The following is a 22,617-nucleotide window of genomic DNA, read 5'->3' as shown; positions in this document are numbered from 1 at the left end:
TGCCGACGATCTTGTCGAGGCGTCAGGACACACGACCCGCGTCGGGTGACAAGGACGCTGCGGCAACTCCCGGTCAGACGGTGCGCAGCGTTTCGGTGTTGCCGTCCACGCTGAGGACTTGGCCTGAGACGTAGCGGGCTGCGTCCGAGAGCAGCCATGCGCAGGCTTCGCCGATGTCTGTGCCGGTGACGAGCGTGCCCATCGACACCTGGGCGGTGTAGCCGGCTCTGATCGCTTCGGCGGTGGCGCCGGTGGCCGCTGCTTCCCGCTCGATGACGCCATCCATGCGCGGGCCGTCGACGGTGCCGGGGCAGACAGCGTTGACTCGGATGTGACGCCCGCCGAGCTCCATCGCCCAGGTCTTGGTCAGCCCGACCACCGCCCACTTCGAGGCGGCATAGGGGCTGCGCAGGGGGTACCCGAAGATCCCCGCCGTGGAGACGATGTTGACGATCGAGCCCCCGTCGCCCAACAGCGGCACCGCCGCGGCGGTGCATCGGAAGGTGCTGCCGACGTTCACCTGTACGCAGTGATCGAACTCAGCCGGGTCGAGGTCTTCCACCTGGCCCGTCGGGCCTGCGATGCCGACGTTGTTGACCAACCCGTCGATGCCGCCCATCTTGGCGGCGGCAGCCTCGAACAGCCGGGCCACGTCGGCCTCGTCGGCAACGTCGTAGTGACCGTCGACGGCAGTATCGGGATCGATGTCGGCGCCAAACACGTCGGCGCCATAGCTACGGGCCGTGGCCGCAATGGCAGCGCCGATACCCCTGCCGGCCCCGGTCACCACGATTCGCTTGCCTTCCAACATGAGCGGCACGCTACGAGCCTGCGGGGATCCGCCTCGACGGCCGGAGTTTGTGGTGAGCAGGGGCGAGGCAACTACAGCCTCACCGCGTCATAGGGTGGCCGCGTGCGGTTCCGCTTATTCGCCCCGCTGGTCGGAGCCGCACTGCTGGCCGCAGCATGTGCCGGCAGCGACACGACCACACCGACATCGGCCGTGACCCCGACATCGGTGGCTGAGGCGGCCGAGGATCCCGTCCAGCAGACCGCCCCGGCCACCACTTCGGCTGGCATATCGACGTCGGAGGCTGGATCGAGCCAGGATGCCGTGCTGTTGGACCCGCGGGAATCCGGATCGCTGCGCAACCACCTCGGGTACGCGTTCCCGCTCCCACCGGAGGTGCCGACGGGCCCGCTCGCACAAACCGCATTCGACGACCTCGAGTTCATCTGGTCCGGCTTTCAGACCGAAGTCAATTTCAGCGGCCTCACCGTCGCCAGACTCGCCCAGTCGGGCGATCCGAGACTGGCCTGGATTCTCTCGGACCTGCTCAGGTTCTTCCCCCGTGGCGACATTGCGGACGGCGCCGTCTCGGCCTTCCAGTCGCTGACCGGCGCGAGGCTGGCCGACGACCCCGTGGCCGCCCGGAGCCCGTGGCAGTCCGTGACCGATCACCTGCTCGCCTGGGATCTGCCCGCCTTCGACGGCTACGACGACTACAAGGAGCGGCTGTTCACGCTGGTCGAGCCGGGCTGGCAGCCGTTCTTCGATGACGCCGACGCCGACATCGACTGGCGCATCGTGAGCTGGGGCGGGGTGCTGATCGACAACCGTCAACTCGGCGACGCCCGCCCGTGCCCGCGGGGCTGCATCCCGGCCCTCGATGACCCTGCGGTCACCGACGCCTCCGCAGGCTCGTGGTACCCCGACGACGGCATCGTGTTCGCAGTCGTCATCGGCGATGAGGCCCGGGCGTACCCCCGCCACATCATGGAAATCCACGAGATGGTCAACGACACGCTCGGCGGGCGCCGCATCGGCATGCCGTACTGCACGCTGTGCGGCTCAGCGCAGGCGTACCTGACCGATGCGGTTCCCGATGGCGTAGCAGTGCCCGTTCTGCGGACATCAGGATTGCTCTCACGGTCGAACAAGGTCATGTACGACCTCGTCACCAAGTCGGTGTTCAACACGTTCACCGGCCGGGCGGTCTCGGGGCCGCTTCGTGAGCAGGGCATCGAGTTGCCTCAGGCCACCGTCGTCACCACCACCTGGGGCGAGTGGAAGGCCGCCCATCCCGACACGACGATCGTGGCCCGAGACGGGGGGACCGGCCGCCAGTACCCATTGGACCCGCTGGGCGGCCGCGACGACCGCGGGCCCATCTTCCCGGTCGGCGACGTCGACGGTCGGCTCAGCGTCCACGACCAGGTCTTCGGCGTGGTGCTTGACGACGGCACACCCGTTGCGTTTCCCGTCGGCGCTGCGGTGGTTGCGCTCGAAGACGGCGGGACGGTGGAATTCGGCGGTGTGACGCTGCACCTCGACGGAGGCGGGCTGCGGGCCGTCGACGCGGCCGGCAATGAGATCGAAGGTCACCAGTCGTTCTGGTTCGCCTGGAGCCAATTCATGGCCGACACGCTCCTGTGGGAGCCGTAGCCCGCGCTCTGGCCACGGGTCGTCAAGATCATCGCCGAGCTGTAGTACACGCAGCATCGGGTGGGCGCAGGCCTCGGTGCCGGCGAGACCACGACGGGCCGAGTGCCCCGGCCGAGGTGCCGGTAGCCCGGCCCGGTTGGCCGTATCGTGCGCATGGCTGATGACGGCCCCTGAGACGTCGCAGCATGAGTGCGACTGCGCACGACTGCGCACGACTGCGTACGGCTGAGCGACGGTGAGGCACATGGTCGAGGTCCATCTGGAGTGGGGGCCTCGTGCTGTCGAGGTGTTCGGGGGATGGGCCGATGTAGTTGTCGTGGTCGACGTGCTGAGCTTCAGCACAGCGGTGGACGCACGATGACAGCTTGCGGCCAGCGTTCGAGGATTTCGTCGGTGCTGGTGCCGTCATCGCCTCCATTGCCGGAACTCGCCGAACGCCCGAGGCCGAGACGGCAGCGGCCGCATACCTCGATGCCAGAGATGATCTGGAACAACGCCTGTCGGAGTGCGTCTCCGGACGCGAACTCGCTGAGCGCGGCTACGACATCGATGTCACCTGGGCTGCGGCGGTCGACGTCAGCCACACGGTGCCGGTGCTCGTCGACGGCAAGTACGTCTCGGCGCCGCCCCCATCCCCAGCGGCTACCTCAGCTCCGTCGAGACGGCCCTAGGCGACTGAACGCGACAGCCTGCAGCGGGAGGTGTTCTCGGCCAAGAATGACGACGCCGTCGATACGCCCGACTCCGCCTGCGCTGCCCGGCTCGTCAACGTGGGCCCAAGCCGCACAGCCGCTGCCGCTGTCATCCGGCCGCTGAGTCTCCGGTGACCTTGGACGTGACCTTGGACAGCGTGGCGAGGGCGTCCCGCAACTGAGCATCGAGGTCGGCATCGGCAAGGGTCCCCGCCGTCGTGTCGAAGTTCTGGTCGAACTTGGGAATCGACAGGCTGGCCAGCACCTCGTTGCCGAAGTACTGGGCGAGGTGGGCTGCGGACCGAAGCACGAAGCCGCCCCCGCCACCACCGGGAGAAGTGGACAGCATCACGATCGGCTTGTCGTGGTACACGCGCATGTTGATCCGTGACGCCCAGTCGAAGACGTTCTTATAGGCGACCGTGTAGGAGCCGTTGTGCTCCGCGAACGAGATCAGCAGCGCATCGGCGGCGCCGATCGTGTCGTAGAAATCGTGGGCCGGCTGCGGGATCCCATCAGCGTTCTGGCGGTCGATGCTGTAGATCGGCATCTCGAAGTCGTTCAGGTCGAGCGAGCTGATCTCAACAGCATCGGCCGCCACGCCCTCGATCAGCCCGTCCTGCAGCAGCTGGACTGCGTAGTCGACGAGCTGCCGGTTGATCGACTGGCTGCTGTTGGAGGCGGCAAACGCCAGAAGCTTCATGTCAGGTGCCTCGATTCGTCATATCCCGGTCGTGTCCCGGTTCGGGACCCCGTCGAATTCACCGACGAGGGCCGGCGTGAGCAGTGTGGCTGATGATCGCGTCAATGAGAATCGGCCACAGCGGCGTCGGCAGGTCGTGGCCCATGTCGCCGACCAGCAGCAGGTTGGCGCCCGGCACAAGCTCGGCAGTGCGCTCGCCGCCGTTCGGCATGATCAGCGGGTCGTCTCGACCGTGGATCACCAGCGTCGCCACGTCAAGCTGCCGCAGGCTCTCGACCCGGGACCTCGAACACCGCACGGCCGCCATCTGCCGGGGCAGGCCCTCGGGGTAGAACATGCGGTCGTAGGCGGCGGCCACCATCTCCGCCACCCGGTCGGGGTCGAAGTAGCGCCGGCTGGAGCTGATCTTGCGGGAAGCGACGCTGGCCGCGATGTATCCCTCACGGTCGGGCGGCGGCGGCGTCATCAGCGCCGCCATGGCCTCGGGCGTGGCCTCGAAGTAGCCAGGCTCATTCGTCGTCGACATGATCGATGTCATCGACAGGACCCGGTCGGGATGGTCGATGGCCATCTGCTGCACGATCATCCCGCCCATCGACATGCCGGCGATATGCGCGGCCCCGATGCCGAGGTGGTCGAGCAGTCCCGCGGCATCATCGGCGAAGTCGGACAGCGTGTACGGCACCGGCGGCATGGGCTCGCCGCTCACAGCTGCCGCGGCGGCGGCCTTGCTCACCGCGGCGAGATCCACCTCGACCTCATCCAGGTGTGTCGACAGGCCGACGTCCCGATTGTCGAAGCTCACGACGAACCGCCCCCGCTCGGCGAGCTGCTCCCGGAATCCCTCGAACCACCCGATGATCTGCGACGAGTACCCGTTCACCAGCAGCAGCGCCGGATTGCCCGGATCGCCGTGGGTCTCGTAGTAGAGCCGGATCTCGGTGTCGTCCTGATCTGTCCGTGCGAACTGGTTGACGGACGCAAAGGGCATGGTGGTCTCCTGCTCGCTGCCGGGGCGACGGCGAATCTCAGCATCCGACTCGACTGCTCAGCTCGGGTAGCCGGTTCCAACGGCGAGCAGTCTGCCGCGGCAGCGCCAACGTGCCACTGACGCAGCCGTTGGCACCGCTGTGCTGTTCCGCACGTCACGGCACGGAGACGACCGATGCAACGCCGCGAATCAGCCGGCCGGCGTCACCAGTTGCTGTAGGCAGTTGGTGCTGCTGGTTGGTGCGACCGGTCAGATCGCGCGTCGCTGGGTGCCGTAACGTGCGGGCTATGCGGCGCATGCACATCGGGTTGCAGGTCGACGACCTCGACGAGTCGATCGAGTTCTACAAGCGGCTGCTCGGCTGCGAGCCCACCCTGCGACGCTCCGACTACGCCAAGTGGATGCTGGACGACCCCCGGGTCAACTTCTCGCTCGACGTCCACGGCGACGGACCGCCCGGCTCGGCCCACTACGGCATCCAGGTCGAATCCCGAGACGAACTCGAGGACATGCGCACCCACATCGACTCGGCCGACCTGCCCCGTGCCGACCAGGACGACCTGGTGTGCGGCTACCAGCTCCAGCACAAGTCGTGGATCACCGACCCCAACGGCCTGTGGTGGGAGGCGTTCTTCACCGAAGGAGTGGTCGACGAGGGCTACGGCACTCCCGAGATGCCCGGCCCCGCCTAGCCAAACTGCCCCGGCCGAGCCTTGGCCCAGCCCTGCCCAGCCATGGCTGGGAGCGCGCCAAGCACCAGTGAACCGGCGGACGGCCCAGCGAGCCCTCCGCTAGCTGGCTGCTAAGAAAGCCGGTTTCAGCTGCTTGACCAACTCTCTGACCAGCGGCTTTGCATCTGCCGGTCTGCGGTATCGGCACTTTTTCAGCATCCTGCTACAGGTACACAGGCTGCGCCCGCCGCCGTCTCGGGTTGAGCGGATTCGGAATGAACATCGGAACCGCGGCCTGGTAGCGGCTGTAGCCGGGGTATCTCGCGCTGGAGATCTTCTCGATGAGCTGCGTCGAGCCCAGAAACAGCACCACCAAGATCACGCAACCCAGGCCGGTCCAGTGCCACAGCCGACCGGAAGCCGAAATCGCGAACAGGTAGAACACCACCCACATGCCCATCTCGCACGCGCAATTGGGATGGCGGCAGTAGCGGAACAAACCCTCGGCCATAAACGGCCGCTCCACCTCGGCCCCCGCCGCCACCAGCCGCTTCTTGTTCTGCTGGAAGCGCCACATCTGCCCATCGGCGACCCCCTCCAGCACCAGCAAGGTCAAGAACGCCACGATCGCGACGTAGCCCAGCCAGCCCAACGGCACCTCGGCGTGCAGCCAGGCCTGGTGAATGGGCGACGTGAACCACCACACGATCGCCATCTGGATGAATGAGACCAGCGTCACGTTGAACAACTGGAATTGCAGCTTAGTGAGCTGATCCTGGATGTAGGTCCACCGGTAGTCCTGACTGCCCGCGTGGTACCCGCCCCTGCGAGCCAGGTTGAACATCAGCCGAGCCCCCCACAGGCACGCCAGCACGGTCATCACGGTGATCCGGGCGGAACCGAACCCCACCTCGGCAACGACGATCCCGCAATAGAGCGCCGGCACCAGTGACCACAGCCGGTCGACCCAGGAATGGTCTCGCGTCACGATCGAGGCCATCCAGCACAGCACCACCAGAGCGAGGCAGACGTTCAGCGCAGCCCCGTACGGCGTGCCGACCAACCGATGGTCGATGTCGGGATAGACGCTGACGCCCAACACGAACGACACCACGCCAATGGCGACTGCGGCGAGCACGCGCAGATGGCGTCCGCGCATCACCGCCGCCCCCATCCGTCAGCAGCAGGCCCCCTTAGTTGCAGAGACCCTCTGCGCTGACGCCCCGCTCGGTGTAACACATCACGGTGCTCTCGACGTTGCGAAGCGTGAACGATCCGCCGCCATCGCTCGGTGTCGCAAACAGGTGCAGCCGGAAGCCGCGGATCGAATCGTCAGGCTGACCGACGACATCCATCGTGATCTCGCTGACATCTCCGACGGTGGGGGCACCCGAGATCCTCACACGCGACTCGGGCTCCTCCGATGCCACAGCCCCCGCAACGATCCGACCCAACGCCGTCATGTTGTCCGCGCTGGGCGTCTCGCCCAGGAGCGCAACGATCTGCGTCGTTGCGTCGATCGTCACACCCAGCGGTGTCACGTACTCGCCGCTGACCCAGCCGACGACTCCAGCTGCGTGCACCTCGTACCAGATCGCCCCGGTCACCGCTCGAGTGGTGCCGGTGGGAACGATTCCCGCGGCGTCCGAGTCGAGCTTGCCGACGATCTGGCCTCCCGGCGTCTCGCGCACGTTCAGAGTGCTGTCGTAGCCGATGCCCACGACGGCCAGCACGTTGTCCGAGAACTCGGAGTCGGCCATCTCGTCCGACTCAGCAGCCGTCGTGGCCGTCACGATCAGCTGGGTCGCGGCCGTCGTGGGCGCCGGAGCCAGCGTCTGAACGGTGTGCACCGTGGTGGTGGTCTGGAATGCTTGAGTCGTCGCTGGCGCAGACGCTGTGACGCTTGTCTCGGGCTCTTCGACGGCGTCGTCGCTGTCGGAGTCGCTGACGGCGACTACCAATGCTGCGATCGCTACCGCGAGCGCCAGAAGCGAGACGCCGATCGGGAGCCGGTCCTTGGGTTCCATAGACGAGTTCTAGTCGTTGGGCGGCCCCGCGCTCGGGACACCCCCCGGCCCGAAGCGCTCAGGCGAAGCAGTCAGGCGAGACGGTCGTCGTCGTCGGAGAAACTCTCAGCGTCCAGCGGGGGACCGGAGCGCCCAGCATCGCTTTGTCCGCCCTGTCCGCCCTGTCCGCTCGACCCGCTCGACCCGCTCGGCCCGCGGGGTCCACCGGGCTCACTCGGCCCGCCAGACCAGCCGGCAACCGAGATGCGCTTGGAGTAGCGACGCACGAGCACCGAGCGAACAGCGATTCGGGTGGGTGGGAACAGCAGCAGCAGCCCTACCCCGTCAGTCAGGAAGCCGGGCGTCAGCATGAACGCCCCGGCCAGCAAGATCAGCAGCCCATCCACCAGTTCGTTGCCGGGAAGCTCGCCCTGGGCCAATCGGTTGCGGATCTGGTTCAGCACGCCGAGCCCGGAGCGGCGCACCATCCAGGCGCCCACCACCGACACGACGAGCAACAGCACGATCGTCTGGCCAGCGCCCAGCCCGCCGGCTACCTGCACGATCACGTACAGCTCCAGCAGCGGAACCGACACGAGCAAGAGAATCAGCACCGCCAGCACGCCGCCCACCCTACGGCTGCACCGCCGTTACGGCGGGCTCAGAGATCGAGGCCGATGGCAGCGATCGGCGTGGTCATCTGCATCTGGGGCGGTGACGCCATGAGCGGCATGAACGCAGCCATCGCCTGCTGCATGGCTTCAGTCTGGCCATGGCCTTGCATCGACTCGGCATCGGTCATCAGGGCGAAGAACCAGAAGGTGTTCCCCTCGCCGCGGTGGTACGAGTAGATCTCCACGCCGGGCTCTTCGGTGGCAGCTTCAACCATCGAAGTCAGCACGGCCTCCATCTCGTCGCCCTTGCCGTCCTGGCAGTCGAAGCTGCCGATCACCGTCGCCTTGCCCATGAATGCGCCTCCTTGGCTTGCCGAGCGTGCGGCGGGAGCACGATCGCGCGGGCATCTCTAGCACGAAGCGGGCCGCGTCCCCCAGCGGCAGCGCCAGGAGCGCGTCTCAGTCGCCGGCCCACAGCGGCGGGGTCGGCATCGGCCCCCGTGTCGCCTCGTACGCCGCCGCCAACGCAAGCGACAGCGTCTCGTCGCCGCCGCGGCAGACGAACTGCATCGACGTGGGCAAGCCACCCGCCGACACGCCCGTCGGCACGGTCGTGGCACACAGTGCAAGAAAGTTGGCCGCTCGGGTGAACAGCGCCGGGGTGTTCGTCTCGTCGGCCTCGTCCACTGGCAGCGGCAGCATCGGCGTGGTCGGCGTCACCATCGCGTCGAAGCCCTCGAACGCTGCCGCAAACTCGGCAAGGTCGATGCACCGCTGCAGCGTGGCCGCGATGTAGTCGGAGGCCGAGATGTTGGTCCCCGCCAGGACTCTCGCTCGCACCCGCTCATCCACCTTCGAGTTCGGGTCCTCCATGAGCGCGCCGTAGTAGTGGTACGACTCCGCCGTCACGATCAAGAACCTGGTGTTCTTCAACTCCTCGAACGATGTCGGCAGGTCGAAGGGCACCACGTCGGCGCCAAGGCCCGCCAGCACCTGAAGCGCGGTGTCATACGCGGCGAGCTGGGCGGCATCCACGCCCACACGTTCGTCGTCACTGAGGCAGCCGATGCGGCGGCCCTGCATTCCCGCTTGCAGCGCCCCGTAGCGACCGTTGCCCGCCAGCCAGTCCCGCTCGACCGCGGCAGGCGCAGCGCCTGCCATGGCGTCGAACATGAGCGCGGCGTCGAGCACCGACCGGGTCAAGGGCCCCGGCGTGTCCAGCGTGTGCGACAGCGGAACGATCCCGTCGATCGGCAGCAGGCCCTCGGCGGTCTTGAGCCCGACGATCCCGCACATCGCAGCCGGCAGTCGCACCGACCCGCCCGTGTCGGTGCCCACCGCGCATGGCGCCATGCCTGACGACACCGCCGCGCCCGAACCCGACGACGAGCCGCCCGGCGTGCGGGCCACGGCCGGATCCCAGGGATTCCACGGCGTGCCCATGTGCTGGTTGGTGCCCCAGCCGCCCATCGCGAATTCGACGGTCTTGGTTTTGCCCAGCAGGATCCCGCCGGCTTCCAGCAAGCGCTGCGCGATCGTCGCCGTCGTCGGCGAGATCCGGTCGATGCACTCCACCGACCCAGCGGTCGTCACCCGACCCTCGACGTCCACGATGTCCTTCAGCGCGAACGGCACCCCCCAGAACGGCCCCAGCGGCTCACCCGCCGACAGCGCCAGCGCCGTATCGGCAGCCTCCGCCGCCGCCCGCGCCTCGTCCGCGTACACCGCCTGCCAGGCGCCGACCCGCCCGTCCAGAGCCGCAATGGCAGCCAGGCACTCCCCAGTCGCCTCGACCGGACTGCGTGACCCGTCCCGGTAGCCCGCCGCCAGCTCAGCAATCGTCGCCGTCACAAGTCCCCCCGCTGCCCGTCTCATTCGCAGCGCGCAGTCTCGCGCCTCGAGCCGTCGCTGTCCGGCGGAACAGAGCTGATTTCAGTCGGCTTCGGGGTCCTGGTCCTTGGCGTTGGTGAGCTGCTGCCAGGTCTCGGGCAGGTTGCCGATGGCGGGGAGGCCGTCGTTGTCGCGCAGCATCTTCGCTGTGTGCATCAGGTTCCACGACATGAACGTGGTGTTGCGGTTGGTGAAGTCGTTGTCGTAGCCCTCGTGACCGCCGTCGGAGCGGGGGTCGCCGTAGCTGGGGCCGGGGCCGGCCTCGCCCAGCCAGGCGCAGTCGGCCTGCGGGGGGACGGTGTAGCCGATGTGCGACATGGCATACAGCAGGTCCATGGCACACGCCTTGGCGCCGTCCTCGTTGCCGGTGATGATGCAGCCCGCCGTCTTGCCGTAGTACAGGTACTGGCCCTTGGCATTGCGGTCGCCGCTGTAGGCGTACAGGCGCTCCACCACCAGCGTCGCCACGCTCGACTTGACACCCAGCCAGATCGGCGTGCCGATCACGAAGATGTCGGCCTCCATGATCTTGGCGTGGATCCCGGGCCAGTCGTCGGCCATGCCGTTGACTGTCTGGTCCTTTTCCATGCCGAAGGCGATGGTGTGGGAGAGCGCATGGATGATCTCGACGTCGACGCCTCGGTCACGCATCACCCCGGCTGCCCGGTTGATCAGGCGCCGGGTGTGGGACTGGGCGGGGTCGTGCTTGATCGAGCAGTTGATGAACAGCGCTCGCAAGCCGTTGAAGTCTGGAAGGTCGTCTGGCAGATCGCCGGTGTCATTCATGCTTGTTGCTCGTCCTCGTCGCTCGGTCCCGTTGCCCGTCATTCCTTGAACGTCAATGCTTGATCGTCAATGTAGGGCTGGGCCGCCGAACGGTGAACGCGCCCCGAGCTAGCCGCCGCAACATGCCCACCCCGAAGAGCGCCGAGCGCTCGGCGAGTAGGTTCGCAGCGGTCGGCGGTTCAACGAAAGGGAGGCCGCGATGACACTTCCGGCAGACGCGCAAGACCGGTTCTCGCCGATAGGCGTCACCATGCTGTGGGCGCTTGCGGTCTTTGGAGGCCTCGTCCTGATGTTGCTGCTGACGCAGTGGGGCGTTCTCGACAATGTCCCGGACTCGGAGACCACCCTCGGCATCGCCATCGGAACGAACAATGCCATCGGGATCGTGGCACTCGGCGGCTGGAATGCGATCGGCATCGTGACGATCGGCGGCGCCAACTCCATCGGCGTGATCAGCATCGGCGGGCTCAACAGCATCGGCATCATCTCGTTCGGCGGCTTCAATTCGATCGGCCTGTCCGCACTCGGCGGCTTCACTGCCTTCGGGGGGAGGGGAGCGTCGATCTTCGGGTGGGCTCCCAGCAGGATCCGCAACGGTTCTTGCTTCAGCTAGCCGAGGGCCAGTCAGCCGAGGGCCTGAGAGCCGAGGACTAGTCAGCCGAGGACGGATATGACCACCGGAACAGGGCCGTTAGCGGGCATCCGCGTCGTCGAGATCGCCACCTTCATCGCCGCGCCCGGCGGCTCGCACCTGCTGGCGTCCCAGGGTGCTGAGGTCATCAAAGTCGAAGACATGGTTGTCGGCGACCCGTTGCGCATGTTCGGGTCGAGCCGCAACGGCATGTCGGGCTGGTTCGCCAACATCAACGCCGGCAAGCGCTCACTGTGCATGGACATCGCCTCCGAGCAAGGCCGCGAGGTCATGGCCGACTTGCTGGCCACCGCCGACGTCTTCGTGCAGGCGTACCGCCCCGGCGTGGCCGAACGGCTCGGCATCGGCGAGGCCGATGTGCGCAAGCGCAACCCGAACATCGTCTACGTATCGATCAGCGGCTTCGGCCGCGACGGGCCGTATTCGAAACGGCCTGCTTACGATGCCGTCATCCAAGGCTGGTCCGGCATCGCCGCTGTGCAGGGGGGCGACGGCGAGCCACAGTTCGTGAAGAGCTTCATCCCCGACAAGGTCACCTCGCTCACGTGGACCCAAGCGGTGTGCGCGGCGCTGTTCGCACGTGAGCGGACCGGCCGGGGCGAGCACGTGGAGCTGTCCCTGCTGGATTCGGCAGTGAGCTTCATGTGGCCCGACGCGATGATGGAACACGTCGTACTGGCCGACGACGCCGACCATCGCCCCAACTTGCTGGCCGACTACCGGCTGCTGGGCTGCCAGGACGGCTACGTGGCGGTCATGCCCCTCACCGATGGGCATTGGAAGGGCTTGGCGGACGCGTTCGACCGGCCCGACCTGCTGACCGACCCGCGTTTCGCCGAAGCCGGGCCGAGGGCCGCCCACTTCGGCGAGATGATCGACACGCTCGGCGAGATCGTGGCTGACGTCGCCCGTGACGACGTGGTCGAGCGGCTCATCGCGGCGGACGTGCCGGTTGCTCCGGCGCTGCGCCCGGACGAGATCGCGACCGACGCCCAGGTGCAGCACTCGGGAGTGATCCGGGAGGTCGACCATCCGATCGTCGGCCCCATCCGCCAGCACCGCCCCGCCGCGCTGTTCGCAGGCGGCATGCCCGAACTGCGCCACGCAGTCGAGCGCGGCACCGACACCGATCAAATTCTGAGCGAGCTGGGCAGGACACCCGACGCAATCGCCGAGCTGCGCGCCACAGGAATCGTGAAGTAGTTGGTCGCGCAGGTAGTTGCGCGCCCGCTGCGGCGGCGGCAGTGCCCTCTGCTCCGGGAATCCGGCTGGTTCCAACCTCGCAGAGTTCCCAGCCGCCGCCGCAGCTATGGCATCTGTGTCCGTCCGCCTTCGGTGACGGGCTGCTGAAGTGCAGTAGGAATAGTGAGATGAGCGCGACCGAAGTGTCCGATTCGACCGGTCCGAATGGCTCGAACGGCTCGGGCCGGGACCTGCGTATCGACGAACGCACCGGCGCGGTGCTGACCGAACATGCCGCCTGGAACGAGGAGCACCGCCATCTCGCCGAAGGGGCGTTGTCGGCGCTGCGTGAGTCGGGCGCGTTGCGACTGCTGGTGCCCGAGCGCGCCGGAGGCGACGAGCGGGAATTCGCCGACATGGTCGCCAACGTCCGAGAGGCCGCCCTGTACGACGGCGCCGCGGCGTGGGTGCTGATGGTTCTGGTCGGGCACAGCTGGATGCTCGGGTCGATGACCGAGGACCTTCAGGACGAGGTGTACGGCGTCGATCCCGACACGATTGTGCCCGGCTCGCTGGCACCGGTCGGTTCCGCCACCGAGTGCGACGGCGGGTGGCTCGTGGAGGGCCGCTGGCCGTTCACCAGCGGTGCCCTCTGGGGTGACTGGTTCCTGCTGGGTTCCCAGATGCTGATGCCGGGTGAATGGCCGCGCCTCCTTCACGTGGTGATCCCGCGGGAGGACATCGAGATCGACGACAACTGGTATGCCATCGGGCTGCGCGGCACCGGCTCCTGCGACGTGGTCGCAACCCAAGCATTCGTGCCGACGCATCGCGTGATCGACTCCGGCGACCTGCTGGGCGGACGCTCGCCATGGTCGGGCCGCCACCGCACGAGCGTGTACCGCACTCCGATCCTGCCCGGGCTGGCAGTGCACGTGGCCGCTACCGCGCTCGGGCTCGCTCGCGCTGGGCTCGACGATGCCGCCGACCGCTTCAGCGTCCAGGACGACCGCTACATCGGTTCGCCAAAATCCAGACGGCCGGGCCTGCACATGCGCCTGGCCGAGGCCAACACCGAAGTGCGCTCGGCGGAGCTGCTCATCGAAGACACGATCAGGCTGTTGCGCCAAGCTGCCGACGGGGCCGATTCCAAGCAGCTGCGAGCCCACGCCAAGTACCAGGGCAGCTACGCCATCGAGCTGTGCCGCCGGGCGCTCGATCGCGTCACCACCGCAGCCGGAGGCCGGGCCGTGTTCGACGGCAGCCGCCTGCAGCAGGCGTTCCGCGACGTGACGATGGCCAGCCAGCACCAGGTCGCCGACCTCGACACGGTCGGTGAGGCCTACGGCCGCACCCGCCTCGGCATGGACCCCGGCCCCCACCCGCTGTAGCGGGGCTGTTCACGCCCGTACTTCATAGCCAACAACGCGAAATATGTGACCGTCTGCGGACATGAACTGCTGAGATACTGGCCGAAGGCCGGTTCGTGTCCGCGGCGCCGATCACCCGCGTGCCGCCGTTCCGGCAAGGAGATGATGATCGTGAAGGCTCGCTGGGCCAGACTTGCCGCCGGACTCGCGGCGCTGGCGCTCGTCGCCACTGCCTGTGGTGGTGGCACTGACGACGATGGCGGAGGCGAAGTCGCAACTCAGGCGGCGACTCAGGAGACCTCTGCGCCGGCAACGACCGCTGCGCCCACGACCGCACCGCCGACGACTGCAGCCACTCTTCCTGCTGATCCACTGGAGCTGCTCACGCATGCGTTCGAGTCGAGCGCGGGGCGCTCGGTGCGCGGCGAGATGCAATCTGACTTCGGAGGAATGGCAGCAATAACGCTGTCGTTCGAGGTCGACCCCGACGCCAACATGGCGATGACGATGAGCGTCGACGACCCGGCAGCGGGTGGTCTCGCCTTCGAGATCCTGATGGTCGACGGCGCCACCTACATCCGCTTCGTCATTCCCGAAGAGATGCAGGGTCTGGCCGGTGCGGCGCTGCCGGAGGGCTGGTTCACGCTCGACGCCACCGCAGCAGCGGGCATGGGCATCCTGTGCCCCTCGCCGCTGCCCGGTGAGGCCCCCCGCGCCGGCGCCTGCCCTGCGCCGAACGACAACTCTCACCTGATCGAATTCGTGAACGATGTCGAAACCATTGGTTCTGAGGACATCGACGGCGAGCCGATGACCGTACTCCGCTACACCCTCGATGCTGTGGCCTTGGCCGAATCGCAGGGGACTGCATCACAGGGGACTGGGCCCGACGGCGGTGGGGGGTCAGCCTCGTTCCCCGCGGAAATGTTCGGCGATGGCCTGGCCACCGACATCTGGATCGACGGCGAGGGCCTCACGCGGCGAGTCAGTCTGGATCTGGGGTCGATGTTCGGGGACCTCGCGGAGGGATTCGGAGCCGACGCCGAGGACATCCCGGAATTCGCCATCGTGATCGACTTCTTCGACTACGACGCCGACATCACGATCACCGCGCCGCCCGCCGATGAGATCGTGGGAGATTTCGGCGACCTGATGGGCCTCGGCTTTGACGAGGGCTCGGACACCGCGCCCGGCTACGGCGATTCATAGGGCTGCTGCGGCGACCGACTCGAGCCGGTCACGCTTGTCGCCTGGGCATGGATCGTGGCGCCCACCCTCTGCAATCCGGGCGACTCCCAGAACAAGAACTGAGATCCCTGACTCTTCGCGGACATGAACTGCTGAGATACTGGCCGAAGGCCGGTTCGTGTCAGCGGTGCCGAACACATGGTGCCGCCGTTCCGGCAAGGAGATGATGATCGTGAAGGCTCGCTGGGCGAGACTTGCCGCCGGCCTTGCGGCGCTGGCGCTCGTCGCCGCTGCTTGCGGTGGTGGCGCTGACGACGATGGTGGAGGCGAAGTCGCAACTCAGGCGGCGACTCAGGAGACCTCTGCGCCGGCAACGACCGCTGCGCCCACAACCGCACCGGCAACGACAGCCGCCGCGCTTCCCACTGACGCGAAGGAGCTTGTGACCGTCGCCTTGCAAAACAGTGCGACTCGTTCGGTCAGGGGCGACATGCGCATGGACATGGGCGATCTGGCGACCGTTGCCGTGCATTTCGAGAGCGACGGCAACCAGAACTTCTCGATGCTGATGAGCTTCGAGGAGATGATGGGTGCTGGCGAGGCGGGCTTCGGATTCGAGATCCGGTTCGTTGACGGCCTTCAGTACATGCAGTTCGCGGTGCCCGAAGAGATGAGCGGCCTGGTCGGCGATGCGATGCCCCAGGGCTGGTTCACCCTCGACGCAGAGACAGCTGCCGCAATGGGAATCGTGTGCCCGTCCGCGCTGCCCGGCGCGACGCCGGACGATGGCCTGTGCCGACTGCCCAACGACAGTACGGACATGATCGAGAACGTGACCAGCGCCGAGATCGTCGGTCCCGAGGAGCTCGATGGCGTGCCGACGACACGGGTGCGCTTCATGTTGGACTACGCCGCCGCATTGGATGCCTACCTTGCTGAGCCCGAGGGCAGCGACAGCGCGCTTCCCTTCGTCGGTGACATGTTTCCCGACGAAGTTGCCTACGACATCTGGATCGATGCCGACGGCCTGACGCGACGCATGAGCGTCGACTTGGGCTCCCTCATGGAGAACCTCATTGGCGACCTCGATGATGCCGAGACGGAGGGCCACGAGGACGAGATCGCAAGTCTGTTCAACATCACCAACGTCGTCGACTTCTACGACTACGACGCGGACATCACTATCGAGGCACCTCCCGCCGATGAGATCGTGGGCGATTTCGGCGACATGATGGGGGAGGGGTTCGGAGCCGCCGGATAGGAGTTCAGCGATGTCATTGGAATTGGAGACGGTGCGGGTGGACGGCGACGGTCCGGTGCGCCACCTGGTGCTGAACCGGCCCGAAGTGCACAACGCCGTCAACGCCCAGCTGGTCGCTGATGTGCATGCGGCGTGCCTCGCGCTTGACGCCGACCCCGGCGTGCGGGTTGTGATCGTGCGCGGCGAGGGCAAGAGCCTCTCGTCGGGCGCCGACCTCAAGCAACAGCGCGGCAGCAGCCTCGACGCCATGCTGGGCTCGAAGCACGGCGCCCGCATGTACGACACGCTGATGCACCTCAACCCGATCACCATCGCCCTGTGCCACGGCTACATGATCGGCGGGGGAGGAGTGCTGCCCGCGGCCTGCGACTTCCGCATCGGCAGCCCGTCGATCAGCCTCACGCTCAACGAGGTCAGCATCGGCTTCAACCTGACGTGGCACTCGGTTCCGGCGCTCGTGAACCTGGTCGGCCCGCACCGCGCCAAGGAAATGCTGATCCTCGGGCGCACTTACGGGATGGAAGAGCTGGACAAGTTCGGCTTCTTCACCGAGACAGTGTCGAGCGACGACGAGTTGGTGCCCGCTGGCGAACGGCTGGCTGCCGCGATCGTCAACCAGCCGCCGGTGCCGGTCACGGCGTCGAAGGCGTCGATCAATGCGCAGGCGATGCCGTTGGGCCGAGCGATCAACCACCTCGACCACGTTGCCGTCGGCTACATGGGCAAGAGCGACAGCTCGCGTACCGCCCGGCACACCTACTTCGACCAGAACGAACGCAACTGGTCCGACGATTGACATGCGCCGTCGAGATGTCGGCTGGCCCAACCAGCGGACACTGCTGCTGTACCTGCTGGGCGGATTGCTGATTGCGGCGATCCCCGTCGTCGTCTCGCGCTTCGTCGATCAGCCCGACGCCGAGACTCACACGATCGACATCCCGCCGGGCACAGCCGAGCGCCTGGCTGCCGGCGAGGACGTCGAAGTCATTCCCGACGAGCTGGACTTCAAGCTGCGCGACGTGCTGATCATCGTGAACCGTGACTCGGTGGTACACACCATCGGCCCCTTCGAGGTTGGGCCGGGCGAAAGTTCCGAGCACAGCTTCGGTGAGGCGGCGGCTTTCAGCAGCTACTGCTCGCTGCACCCCTCCGGCAGCATCCGCATCTCCATCGGAGACGGCTGAGGCACCGCCGGGCGAGCGCCAAGCGTCGTCATGCCTCGGCGCAGGCCGGCAGGGCCTCGGTGGCGAACTGAGCGATGGCGTCCTCGGGTTGACCCATGCGCAGCGCTGCGGTGTTCACCAGCAGCCGCTGCACGCCATGATCGCTGTACACCTCAAGGCCTTCGAGGCCCTCGCGGTGGTAGTTCCAATAGGCAGTCAGGGACAGCTCGGCGGGGTCGCGGCCTTGGCGGTCGCATTCGGCGTGCATCTCGCTGATGAGCCGCTTGAAATCGTCGAGATCTTTGTGGATGACGTACCAGCCGTCCCCGCGGGCCACTAGGCGACGGATCGCCGGCGGCGTCGTACCGCCGATGAGCAACGGCATGCGCGGTCGCTGAGCCGGCGTCGGCAGCATCGAGAACCCGGTCCAATTCAGGAACTCGCCGCGGAAATCCACGTCCTCACCGCTCCAGGCGGCCGTCATCGCGTCGATGTACTCGTCGGCACGCGCACCTCGACGATCGAACGGCACGCCGATGGCGTCGAACTCCTCTTCCAGCCAGCCCACGCCGATGCCCAACTCCAGCCGTCCGCCCGACAGATGGTCGAGCGATGACGCCTGCTTGGCGAAGTACAGCGCGTTGGCCTGGGTGACGATGTTCACGCCGGTGCCCAGTCGCAGGTGCTGAGTGGCCCCGGCGACGTACGTGAGTGCGATGAACGGGTCGGTGAATCCGGCGTTCGTCGGGAGGCCCAGCTTGCCGCTGGGGTGGTACGGGTACCGGCTCTCATAGTCGTGGGGCACGATGACGTGCTCGAACGTCCACACCGATTCGTAGCCGAGCTCTTCGAGCTGCTGTGCGAACGACCGCAGGAATCCGGGGTCGAGGTAGGCGGCGGAGTTGATGGGAGTGATGCCGACGTACATCTGCGGGACCTTACGCGGACCCGCGCCGGTGCCGCCGTGGCCGTGGGGCCTTCCACCGTGGGCCGTTGACCGTGCGAGACACCCGTGCATGGGCCATGCTGTTGCGATGTCGGGGGACTCGGTGTTCGCGGTGCATCGCGCGTCCGCGTACTCGAGTTCGGACCAGGCGCGCATTCAAAAGCGCACCATTGTTGTGCTGATCGCCAGCCAGGCTGCGGGCGGTTTCGGCCTCGTGGCGACCTACATCGTCAGCGCTTTGCTCGCAAAGGACATCACCGGCAGCGCGACACTTGCCACGATCGCCGCCAGCTGCTTGTCGATCGGAGCGGCGGTGGTCGCTGTGCCGATGTCGAAGTTGATGAACCGCAACGGGCGGCGCGTCGGGCTGCGTTTCGGGTACCTCGTAGGGGCCGCGGGTTCGACGCTCGCGGTGCTCGGCGCAATCCTGCTGAGCTATCCGCTGCTGTGTCTGGGCGTGTTCGGCGCGGGAGCCGGCAGCGCCGCCAACTTGGCGACTCGCTACGCAGCGTCCGATCTCGCACCCGAGCACCGGCGCGCCAGCACGATCAGCATGATCGTGTGGGCCACGACGTTCGGCTCGACCGCCGGCTCGCTGGTGTCGGGCTTCGCGAGCGACGTCGGCCGCTCAATCGGACTGCCCGACAAGACCGGCTCGTACGTGTTCGCTGCCTTCATGTTCCTGCTGGCCGCTGCGATTGTGGAGCTGTTCCTGCGGCCCGACCCGCTGGAGGTCGCGAACGACGTCAGCGAATCACGCAATGGCGCCCGCGGCCGATCGGAAGCGTTGCCGACGCCAACGACGCGTGACGCGCTGGCACTGATCTGGCAGAAGCCAGAGGCTCGTTTGGCCGTGCTGGCGATGGTCGTCAGCCAGGTGACCATGGTGGGTGTCATGGCGCTGACGCCATTGCACATGGATGCGGGCGGCCAGTCCCAGAACGCCATCGGATTCATGATGGGGTTCCACATTCTGGGCATGTACCTGTTCTCGCCGGTGATCGGGCAACTCACCGACCGCATCGGCAACTATCCGATGCTGTACATCGCGGGCGGCCTGTGCACCTGGGGAGCCTGGTGGGCGGCAGTCACCCCGCCTGCGGGAGCGGTGGGTGTGTTCATGGGGAACTTCCTCATCGGCTTGGGCTGGTGTTTCGGGGTGATCGCAGCGTCGAGCCTGCTAGTGGCGCTGTACCCCATTCACCAGCGAGTCGCAGTGCAAGGCGTCGGTGACTTCGCCATGATCGGCTCGGGCGCATTGGCCGGGCTGACCTCGGGTGCGCTGTACGCGACGTTCGAATATCGGGGCGTGAACTACGCCAATGCGCTCTTCGGCCTGGCGCTGGTTGTGGTCACCTTCATCACCTTCACCGGGGTACGCCGGGCGATGCGGCGCCCGCAACACGCCGCAGCCGTCGGCGGCTGAGCTGCGGCGGACTGTCTGACTGCAGGCGCGGCACTGGGCCCTAGAGCGCGGTGAACGTGAATCAGTGCTGGTCGAATCAGTGCTGTTCGTTGACGGTGACGGTGACGGTCTCGCCGGCGACGAGATTGTCGAACTGAGCTGGCTCGATGAGCACGACGGGGCAGTCGACTTCGTACAGCTCGGCCGCGACCATCGCCCCGACGACGATGTTGGTGTCGGGCTCGGTGACCAGGATGGCTGCGGGGCCCGTGTCCCGCCGGAGCATCTCGCAGAGCGCGGCCGGCGTGCCGCTCGATCCGCGCGAACCCGGGAGCGCAACGATCTTCCCGGCGATCGAGGTGCCCATTTGGGGGTGGGCTTGATCGATGATCGTTCCGGACATGTCGATGCCGCCCCAGAAGCTGATCGTGTCGCTCAGCTTGGCCACCTCACCGCTCGCCGAGCCTCCGTGCAGCGAGCGGCCGTCGATCCTCACAGCACGACCTCGCCGCACACTGCCGACTCGACGCAGGCCCGGAGGCTGCCGAACGCAACCTCGACACCCAGCGTTCCGGGCGCGTAGTAAGCCCACTTCGCCGAGTTCGTCATGACGCGCCCGCTCACGCCAGTGGGTGTCGGCGGGTAATACGTGCAGGTGTCGCAGATCACTCGCACGCCTGCATCGTCGAGCTGCTGCGCCCAGCCGAGGACATCGATCTCAGCGACAGCGGCTCGGCTCGTCGTGACGAGCATCTGCACTCGGGTGCTGCGGCCGTCGAGCAATCGCAGCAGCTCGCCGAATTCTCCTACCGAGAAATGCGGCGTCCCCAAGCACACTGCGCTGAGCCGACCCGACGAGCGAGTCTGCAACGCGGCGCGGGCATCGGCGAGCATGCCGGCGTCGATGACGGTCTGCCGCGCGGGTATGCGACCCCCGGTGGCCGCTTCGAGCGTCGGCGCTTCGGGCGTCACGCCGACGACGTGGAACATCGCCACCGAGCCCGAGGATGCTGCCGCGGCAGCGACAGCCTTGAGCTGATCTTCGTCAAGCGAACCCATGCCGTCGATCACCGGGACATGGGTGCCCGTCAGCCGACCGACGATGATCCCGACGAGATGCGCCAGCGATGCATCTTCGTGCTCAGCATCGGACGCCGAGTCGGGCAGCTGGACACGGAACAGGTGTGTCGCCCCTCGGCCGTCATCGGTGTGCAAACCAGCGAGCGGTACCGCCCCGACGATCGCAGCGCTCACGTCGAGGAAGTCGCCGTACTTGTTGGTGCGGGCGCCGAGGACCGAGTTGAAGAACGAGACAGCGTTCGACTCCGACGCAGCCACGTGCTGGCCGAAATCGGGCCGCCCGTCCGGCTGCTGGTATGGCGCACACGTCCACATCGGCGTCGCACCGAGCTGCTCGTAGATCTCCATGAGCCGTCGGGCGCCAGCCACCGACTCGGGATCGGTCGACTCGGGCCGCAGGGTCGGCGTGGCGCAGGCGATGAGGCTCGCATTGGTGTGCGTCGGCACGGCGAAGCGGGCGCTGTTGCGAAGCAGGAACTCGGCGAAATCGAGTGAGGCGCGGCCCGAGTAGTGGCAGGCGCTGATGTGCGCCATCTCGATGGGCACCAGCTCAGTTGCGCCGCTGATTTCCGCAGCGCTGACGATCAGGCGTGTTGCTAGCTGTTGTGCCCGGTCCCCCTGTCCGAGTCGCTCGCGCAGTTCGCTCAGCTGCATGGGGGTTCGGGATCCTGCAGCGGCGCGAGCAGCGAGCCTTGCTGGCCTAGCGGAGTGACGCCGAGGGTGCGGAAGATCCGCCAGTACAGGCTGATGTCTGAGGAAATGACCGGGACGCCGATCCGTTCTTCGATGTCGGCGGCCAGGCCCACGAAGCGCCTCGGCACACCGTCGGTGCCGCGGTAGTTGGACATCCCGTTCACCAGCACAGCGTCCACGTCAGGGGCCTGGTCGAGCGCGTGCTGCGTCGACTTCAATGCGAGGTCGCCGGGGAAAATCCAGATGTGGTCGTTCACTTCTTTCTGGGTGACGTACCAGCCTTGGTCGACGAAGTTCCCCGCCCACACCACGTCGATGCCTGCGCTGCGCAGGAACCGCACGACGCCGTCGCGCCAGTCGGGCCAGAAATACACGGCGTTGAGTGCGACCCGCTCGTAGCCGTGCGCCTCGCAGGCCTCCACCAGCGTCAGGCCGGCCATGTGAAACGGCGTCTCGTACTTGTCGGACATCTCGGCGACGAACCGCCGGATGTCGGCAGCATCAGTGCCGCTGGCATGCACCCAGTTCGTGCCGACTTGGCCGATCACATCGGCGCCGCTGTTGGACAGGCAATGCACGGTCTCTTCGAGCAGGTGGAAGAGGCCGGCCCGGTCGCTCAGGCGATGGGCGTAGTCGGGAGCGTGCAGCAGGCGCCCATGCACGCCGACTGTGTCCGGGCACATTCGCAGGAAGTCGCTGGGCGCGGCGTCGAAATCCATGGGCGGCGCGGTGAAGCCCACCTGGTGGGGGAACAGCTTCTTGGCCGGGTCGGACCACTTGGCGGGTTTGCTCACTGGGCTGCGTTTCTGTTGATGGTTTCCGGGCTTTGCTGCCGGTGCTTGTTGCCGATGCTCGATGCTGTCGGCCGGTGCGATTGC

At 67.0% G+C, this 22,617-nt stretch carries 24 protein-coding genes; 11 read left to right on the top strand and 13 right to left on the bottom strand.

Features of this window, described 5'->3' with window-relative positions:
- Nucleotides 1-73 precede the first annotated feature (73 nt).
- On the bottom strand, nt 74-811 hold the full coding sequence (locus ACOQPH_RS13300) for an SDR family oxidoreductase (RefSeq protein ID WP_420621863.1): 738 nt from the start codon (nt 809-811) through the stop codon (nt 74-76).
- Between the two features lie 102 nt (nt 812-913).
- On the opposite strand from ACOQPH_RS13300, the gene ACOQPH_RS13295 reads away from it, so the two are divergent.
- Nucleotides 914-2,446, top strand: coding sequence for a DUF3179 domain-containing (seleno)protein (locus tag ACOQPH_RS13295; RefSeq protein ID WP_420621862.1), 1,533 nt, complete (start codon nt 914-916; stop codon nt 2,444-2,446).
- 365 nt (nt 2,447-2,811) lie between these two features.
- Nucleotides 2,812-3,117 carry a 2-phosphosulfolactate phosphatase gene (locus tag ACOQPH_RS13290; protein WP_420621861.1) on the top strand — a complete coding sequence of 102 codons (306 nt, stop codon included), beginning with the start codon at nt 2,812-2,814 and terminating at the stop codon, nt 3,115-3,117.
- A 130-nt stretch (nt 3,118-3,247) separates the two neighbouring features.
- Here ACOQPH_RS13290 and ACOQPH_RS13285 read toward each other — a convergent pair whose 3' ends face one another.
- Both ACOQPH_RS13285 and ACOQPH_RS13280 read right to left on the bottom strand, forming a co-directional pair.
- On the bottom strand, nt 3,248-3,841 hold the full coding sequence (locus tag ACOQPH_RS13285) for an NADPH-dependent FMN reductase (RefSeq protein WP_420621860.1): 594 nt from the start codon (nt 3,839-3,841) through the stop codon (nt 3,248-3,250).
- Between the two features lie 58 nt (nt 3,842-3,899).
- Nucleotides 3,900-4,832, bottom strand: coding sequence for an alpha/beta fold hydrolase (locus ACOQPH_RS13280; protein WP_420621859.1), 933 nt, complete (start codon nt 4,830-4,832; stop codon nt 3,900-3,902).
- Between the two features lie 287 nt (nt 4,833-5,119).
- Between ACOQPH_RS13280 and ACOQPH_RS13275 the strand changes: the two genes are divergently transcribed.
- Nucleotides 5,120-5,524, top strand: a complete 405-nt coding sequence (locus ACOQPH_RS13275; RefSeq protein WP_420621858.1) for a VOC family protein — start codon at nt 5,120-5,122, stop codon at nt 5,522-5,524.
- A 202-nt stretch (nt 5,525-5,726) separates the two neighbouring features.
- Here ACOQPH_RS13275 and ACOQPH_RS13270 read toward each other — a convergent pair whose 3' ends face one another.
- The 6 genes from ACOQPH_RS13270 to ACOQPH_RS13245 all read right to left on the bottom strand — a co-directional run bounded on the left by ACOQPH_RS13270 (nt 5,727) and on the right by ACOQPH_RS13245 (nt 10,799).
- Complete coding sequence (locus ACOQPH_RS13270) at nt 5,727-6,662, bottom strand: DUF1295 domain-containing protein (protein ID WP_420621857.1); 936 nt, start codon at nt 6,660-6,662, stop codon at nt 5,727-5,729.
- 34 nt (nt 6,663-6,696) lie between these two features.
- Nucleotides 6,697-7,530: a hypothetical protein gene (locus ACOQPH_RS13265; RefSeq protein ID WP_420621856.1), complete on the bottom strand. Its 834-nt coding sequence runs from the start codon at nt 7,528-7,530 to the stop codon at nt 6,697-6,699.
- Between the two features lie 71 nt (nt 7,531-7,601).
- On the bottom strand, nt 7,602-8,132 hold the full coding sequence (locus ACOQPH_RS13260; RefSeq protein WP_420621855.1) for an FxsA family protein: 531 nt from the start codon (nt 8,130-8,132) through the stop codon (nt 7,602-7,604).
- A 38-nt stretch (nt 8,133-8,170) separates the two neighbouring features.
- The gene (locus ACOQPH_RS13255) at nt 8,171-8,476 is read right to left on the bottom strand and encodes a putative quinol monooxygenase (protein ID WP_420621854.1); all 306 of its coding nucleotides are present in this window, start codon (nt 8,474-8,476) and stop codon (nt 8,171-8,173) included.
- Nucleotides 8,477-8,582: 106 nt separating this feature from the next.
- The gene (locus tag ACOQPH_RS13250) at nt 8,583-9,974 is read right to left on the bottom strand and encodes an amidase (protein ID WP_420621853.1); all 1,392 of its coding nucleotides are present in this window, start codon (nt 9,972-9,974) and stop codon (nt 8,583-8,585) included.
- An 81-nt stretch (nt 9,975-10,055) separates the two neighbouring features.
- Nucleotides 10,056-10,799: a flavodoxin family protein gene (locus tag ACOQPH_RS13245; RefSeq protein WP_420621852.1), complete on the bottom strand. Its 744-nt coding sequence runs from the start codon at nt 10,797-10,799 to the stop codon at nt 10,056-10,058.
- Nucleotides 10,800-10,998: 199 nt separating this feature from the next.
- On the opposite strand from ACOQPH_RS13245, the gene ACOQPH_RS13240 reads away from it, so the two are divergent.
- The 7 genes from ACOQPH_RS13240 to ACOQPH_RS13210 all read left to right on the top strand — a co-directional run bounded on the left by ACOQPH_RS13240 (nt 10,999) and on the right by ACOQPH_RS13210 (nt 17,636).
- Complete coding sequence (locus tag ACOQPH_RS13240; protein ID WP_420621851.1) at nt 10,999-11,412, top strand: hypothetical protein; 414 nt, start codon at nt 10,999-11,001, stop codon at nt 11,410-11,412.
- Nucleotides 11,413-11,469: 57 nt separating this feature from the next.
- Nucleotides 11,470-12,654 carry a CaiB/BaiF CoA transferase family protein gene (locus ACOQPH_RS13235; protein ID WP_420621850.1) on the top strand — a complete coding sequence of 395 codons (1,185 nt, stop codon included), beginning with the start codon at nt 11,470-11,472 and terminating at the stop codon, nt 12,652-12,654.
- A 167-nt stretch (nt 12,655-12,821) separates the two neighbouring features.
- On the top strand, nt 12,822-14,024 hold the full coding sequence (locus ACOQPH_RS13230; RefSeq protein ID WP_420621849.1) for an acyl-CoA dehydrogenase family protein: 1,203 nt from the start codon (nt 12,822-12,824) through the stop codon (nt 14,022-14,024).
- A 150-nt stretch (nt 14,025-14,174) separates the two neighbouring features.
- Nucleotides 14,175-15,212, top strand: coding sequence for a hypothetical protein (locus tag ACOQPH_RS13225; protein WP_420621848.1), 1,038 nt, complete (start codon nt 14,175-14,177; stop codon nt 15,210-15,212).
- Nucleotides 15,213-15,369: 157 nt separating this feature from the next.
- Nucleotides 15,370-16,452, top strand: coding sequence for a hypothetical protein (locus ACOQPH_RS13220; protein WP_420621847.1), 1,083 nt, complete (start codon nt 15,370-15,372; stop codon nt 16,450-16,452).
- A gap of 10 nt (nt 16,453-16,462) precedes the next feature.
- On the top strand, nt 16,463-17,248 hold the full coding sequence (locus ACOQPH_RS13215) for an enoyl-CoA hydratase/isomerase family protein (protein ID WP_420621846.1): 786 nt from the start codon (nt 16,463-16,465) through the stop codon (nt 17,246-17,248).
- A 1-nt stretch (nt 17,249) separates the two neighbouring features.
- Nucleotides 17,250-17,636 (top strand): hypothetical protein, encoded by a 387-nt coding sequence (locus tag ACOQPH_RS13210; protein WP_420621845.1) that lies wholly within the window; start codon nt 17,250-17,252, stop codon nt 17,634-17,636.
- Nucleotides 17,637-17,664: 28 nt separating this feature from the next.
- Here the strand turns inward: ACOQPH_RS13210 and ACOQPH_RS13205 are convergent, their stop codons facing one another.
- Nucleotides 17,665-18,543 carry an LLM class F420-dependent oxidoreductase gene (locus ACOQPH_RS13205; RefSeq protein ID WP_420621844.1) on the bottom strand — a complete coding sequence of 293 codons (879 nt, stop codon included), beginning with the start codon at nt 18,541-18,543 and terminating at the stop codon, nt 17,665-17,667.
- A gap of 88 nt (nt 18,544-18,631) precedes the next feature.
- On the opposite strand from ACOQPH_RS13205, the gene ACOQPH_RS13200 reads away from it, so the two are divergent.
- Nucleotides 18,632-19,987 (top strand): MFS transporter, encoded by a 1,356-nt coding sequence (locus tag ACOQPH_RS13200; RefSeq protein WP_420621843.1) that lies wholly within the window; start codon nt 18,632-18,634, stop codon nt 19,985-19,987.
- A 76-nt stretch (nt 19,988-20,063) separates the two neighbouring features.
- Here the strand turns inward: ACOQPH_RS13200 and ACOQPH_RS13195 are convergent, their stop codons facing one another.
- Genes ACOQPH_RS13195 through ACOQPH_RS13185 form a run of 3 tightly spaced genes read right to left on the bottom strand, consistent with a single transcriptional unit; the run spans nt 20,064 to nt 22,533 of the window.
- A complete protein-coding gene (locus ACOQPH_RS13195; protein ID WP_420621842.1) occupies nt 20,064-20,462 on the bottom strand; it encodes an aconitase X swivel domain-containing protein in 399 nt (132 codons plus the stop codon).
- Nucleotides 20,459-21,700 carry an aconitase X gene (locus ACOQPH_RS13190; RefSeq protein WP_420621841.1) on the bottom strand — a complete coding sequence of 414 codons (1,242 nt, stop codon included), beginning with the start codon at nt 21,698-21,700 and terminating at the stop codon, nt 20,459-20,461. The genes ACOQPH_RS13195 and ACOQPH_RS13190 overlap by 4 nt, the downstream gene beginning before the upstream one ends.
- Nucleotides 21,691-22,533, bottom strand: coding sequence for a hypothetical protein (locus tag ACOQPH_RS13185; protein WP_420621840.1), 843 nt, complete (start codon nt 22,531-22,533; stop codon nt 21,691-21,693). Before ACOQPH_RS13185 ends, ACOQPH_RS13190 begins: the two co-directional genes overlap by 10 nt.
- Nucleotides 22,534-22,617: the final 84 nt, after the last annotated feature.

This window comes from Candidatus Poriferisodalis sp. (assembly GCF_965221945.1).
In the GTDB taxonomy this organism is placed as follows: domain Bacteria; phylum Actinomycetota; class Acidimicrobiia; order Acidimicrobiales; family Poriferisodalaceae; genus Poriferisodalis.
The sequence above is the reverse complement of the archived record's forward strand: the minus strand, read 5'-3'. Positions and strand labels throughout refer to the sequence as shown.

What these genes read in the sequence shown, in the direction of transcription:
- ACOQPH_RS13255 (WP_420621854.1), bottom strand. Translation starts at nt 8,476, where the DNA reads ATGGGCAAGGCGACGGTGATCGGCAGCTTCGACTGCCAGGACGGCAAG.
- ACOQPH_RS13230 (WP_420621849.1), top strand. Translation starts at nt 12,822, where the DNA reads ATGAGCGCGACCGAAGTGTCCGATTCGACCGGTCCGAATGGCTCGAAC.
- ACOQPH_RS13210 (WP_420621845.1), top strand. Translation starts at nt 17,250, where the DNA reads ATGCGCCGTCGAGATGTCGGCTGGCCCAACCAGCGGACACTGCTGCTG.
- ACOQPH_RS13275 (WP_420621858.1), top strand. Translation starts at nt 5,120, where the DNA reads ATGCGGCGCATGCACATCGGGTTGCAGGTCGACGACCTCGACGAGTCG.
- ACOQPH_RS13280 (WP_420621859.1), bottom strand. Translation starts at nt 4,832, where the DNA reads ATGCCCTTTGCGTCCGTCAACCAGTTCGCACGGACAGATCAGGACGAC.
- ACOQPH_RS13240 (WP_420621851.1), top strand. Translation starts at nt 10,999, where the DNA reads ATGACACTTCCGGCAGACGCGCAAGACCGGTTCTCGCCGATAGGCGTC.
- ACOQPH_RS13300 (WP_420621863.1), bottom strand. Translation starts at nt 811, where the DNA reads ATGTTGGAAGGCAAGCGAATCGTGGTGACCGGGGCCGGCAGGGGTATC.
- ACOQPH_RS13285 (WP_420621860.1), bottom strand. Translation starts at nt 3,841, where the DNA reads ATGAAGCTTCTGGCGTTTGCCGCCTCCAACAGCAGCCAGTCGATCAAC.
- ACOQPH_RS13200 (WP_420621843.1), top strand. Translation starts at nt 18,632, where the DNA reads ATGGGCCATGCTGTTGCGATGTCGGGGGACTCGGTGTTCGCGGTGCAT.
- ACOQPH_RS13265 (WP_420621856.1), bottom strand. Translation starts at nt 7,530, where the DNA reads ATGGAACCCAAGGACCGGCTCCCGATCGGCGTCTCGCTTCTGGCGCTC.
- ACOQPH_RS13215 (WP_420621846.1), top strand. Translation starts at nt 16,463, where the DNA reads ATGTCATTGGAATTGGAGACGGTGCGGGTGGACGGCGACGGTCCGGTG.
- ACOQPH_RS13235 (WP_420621850.1), top strand. Translation starts at nt 11,470, where the DNA reads ATGACCACCGGAACAGGGCCGTTAGCGGGCATCCGCGTCGTCGAGATC.
- ACOQPH_RS13205 (WP_420621844.1), bottom strand. Translation starts at nt 18,543, where the DNA reads ATGTACGTCGGCATCACTCCCATCAACTCCGCCGCCTACCTCGACCCC.
- ACOQPH_RS13245 (WP_420621852.1), bottom strand. Translation starts at nt 10,799, where the DNA reads ATGAATGACACCGGCGATCTGCCAGACGACCTTCCAGACTTCAACGGC.
- ACOQPH_RS13270 (WP_420621857.1), bottom strand. Translation starts at nt 6,662, where the DNA reads ATGCGCGGACGCCATCTGCGCGTGCTCGCCGCAGTCGCCATTGGCGTG.
- ACOQPH_RS13190 (WP_420621841.1), bottom strand. Translation starts at nt 21,700, where the DNA reads ATGCAGCTGAGCGAACTGCGCGAGCGACTCGGACAGGGGGACCGGGCA.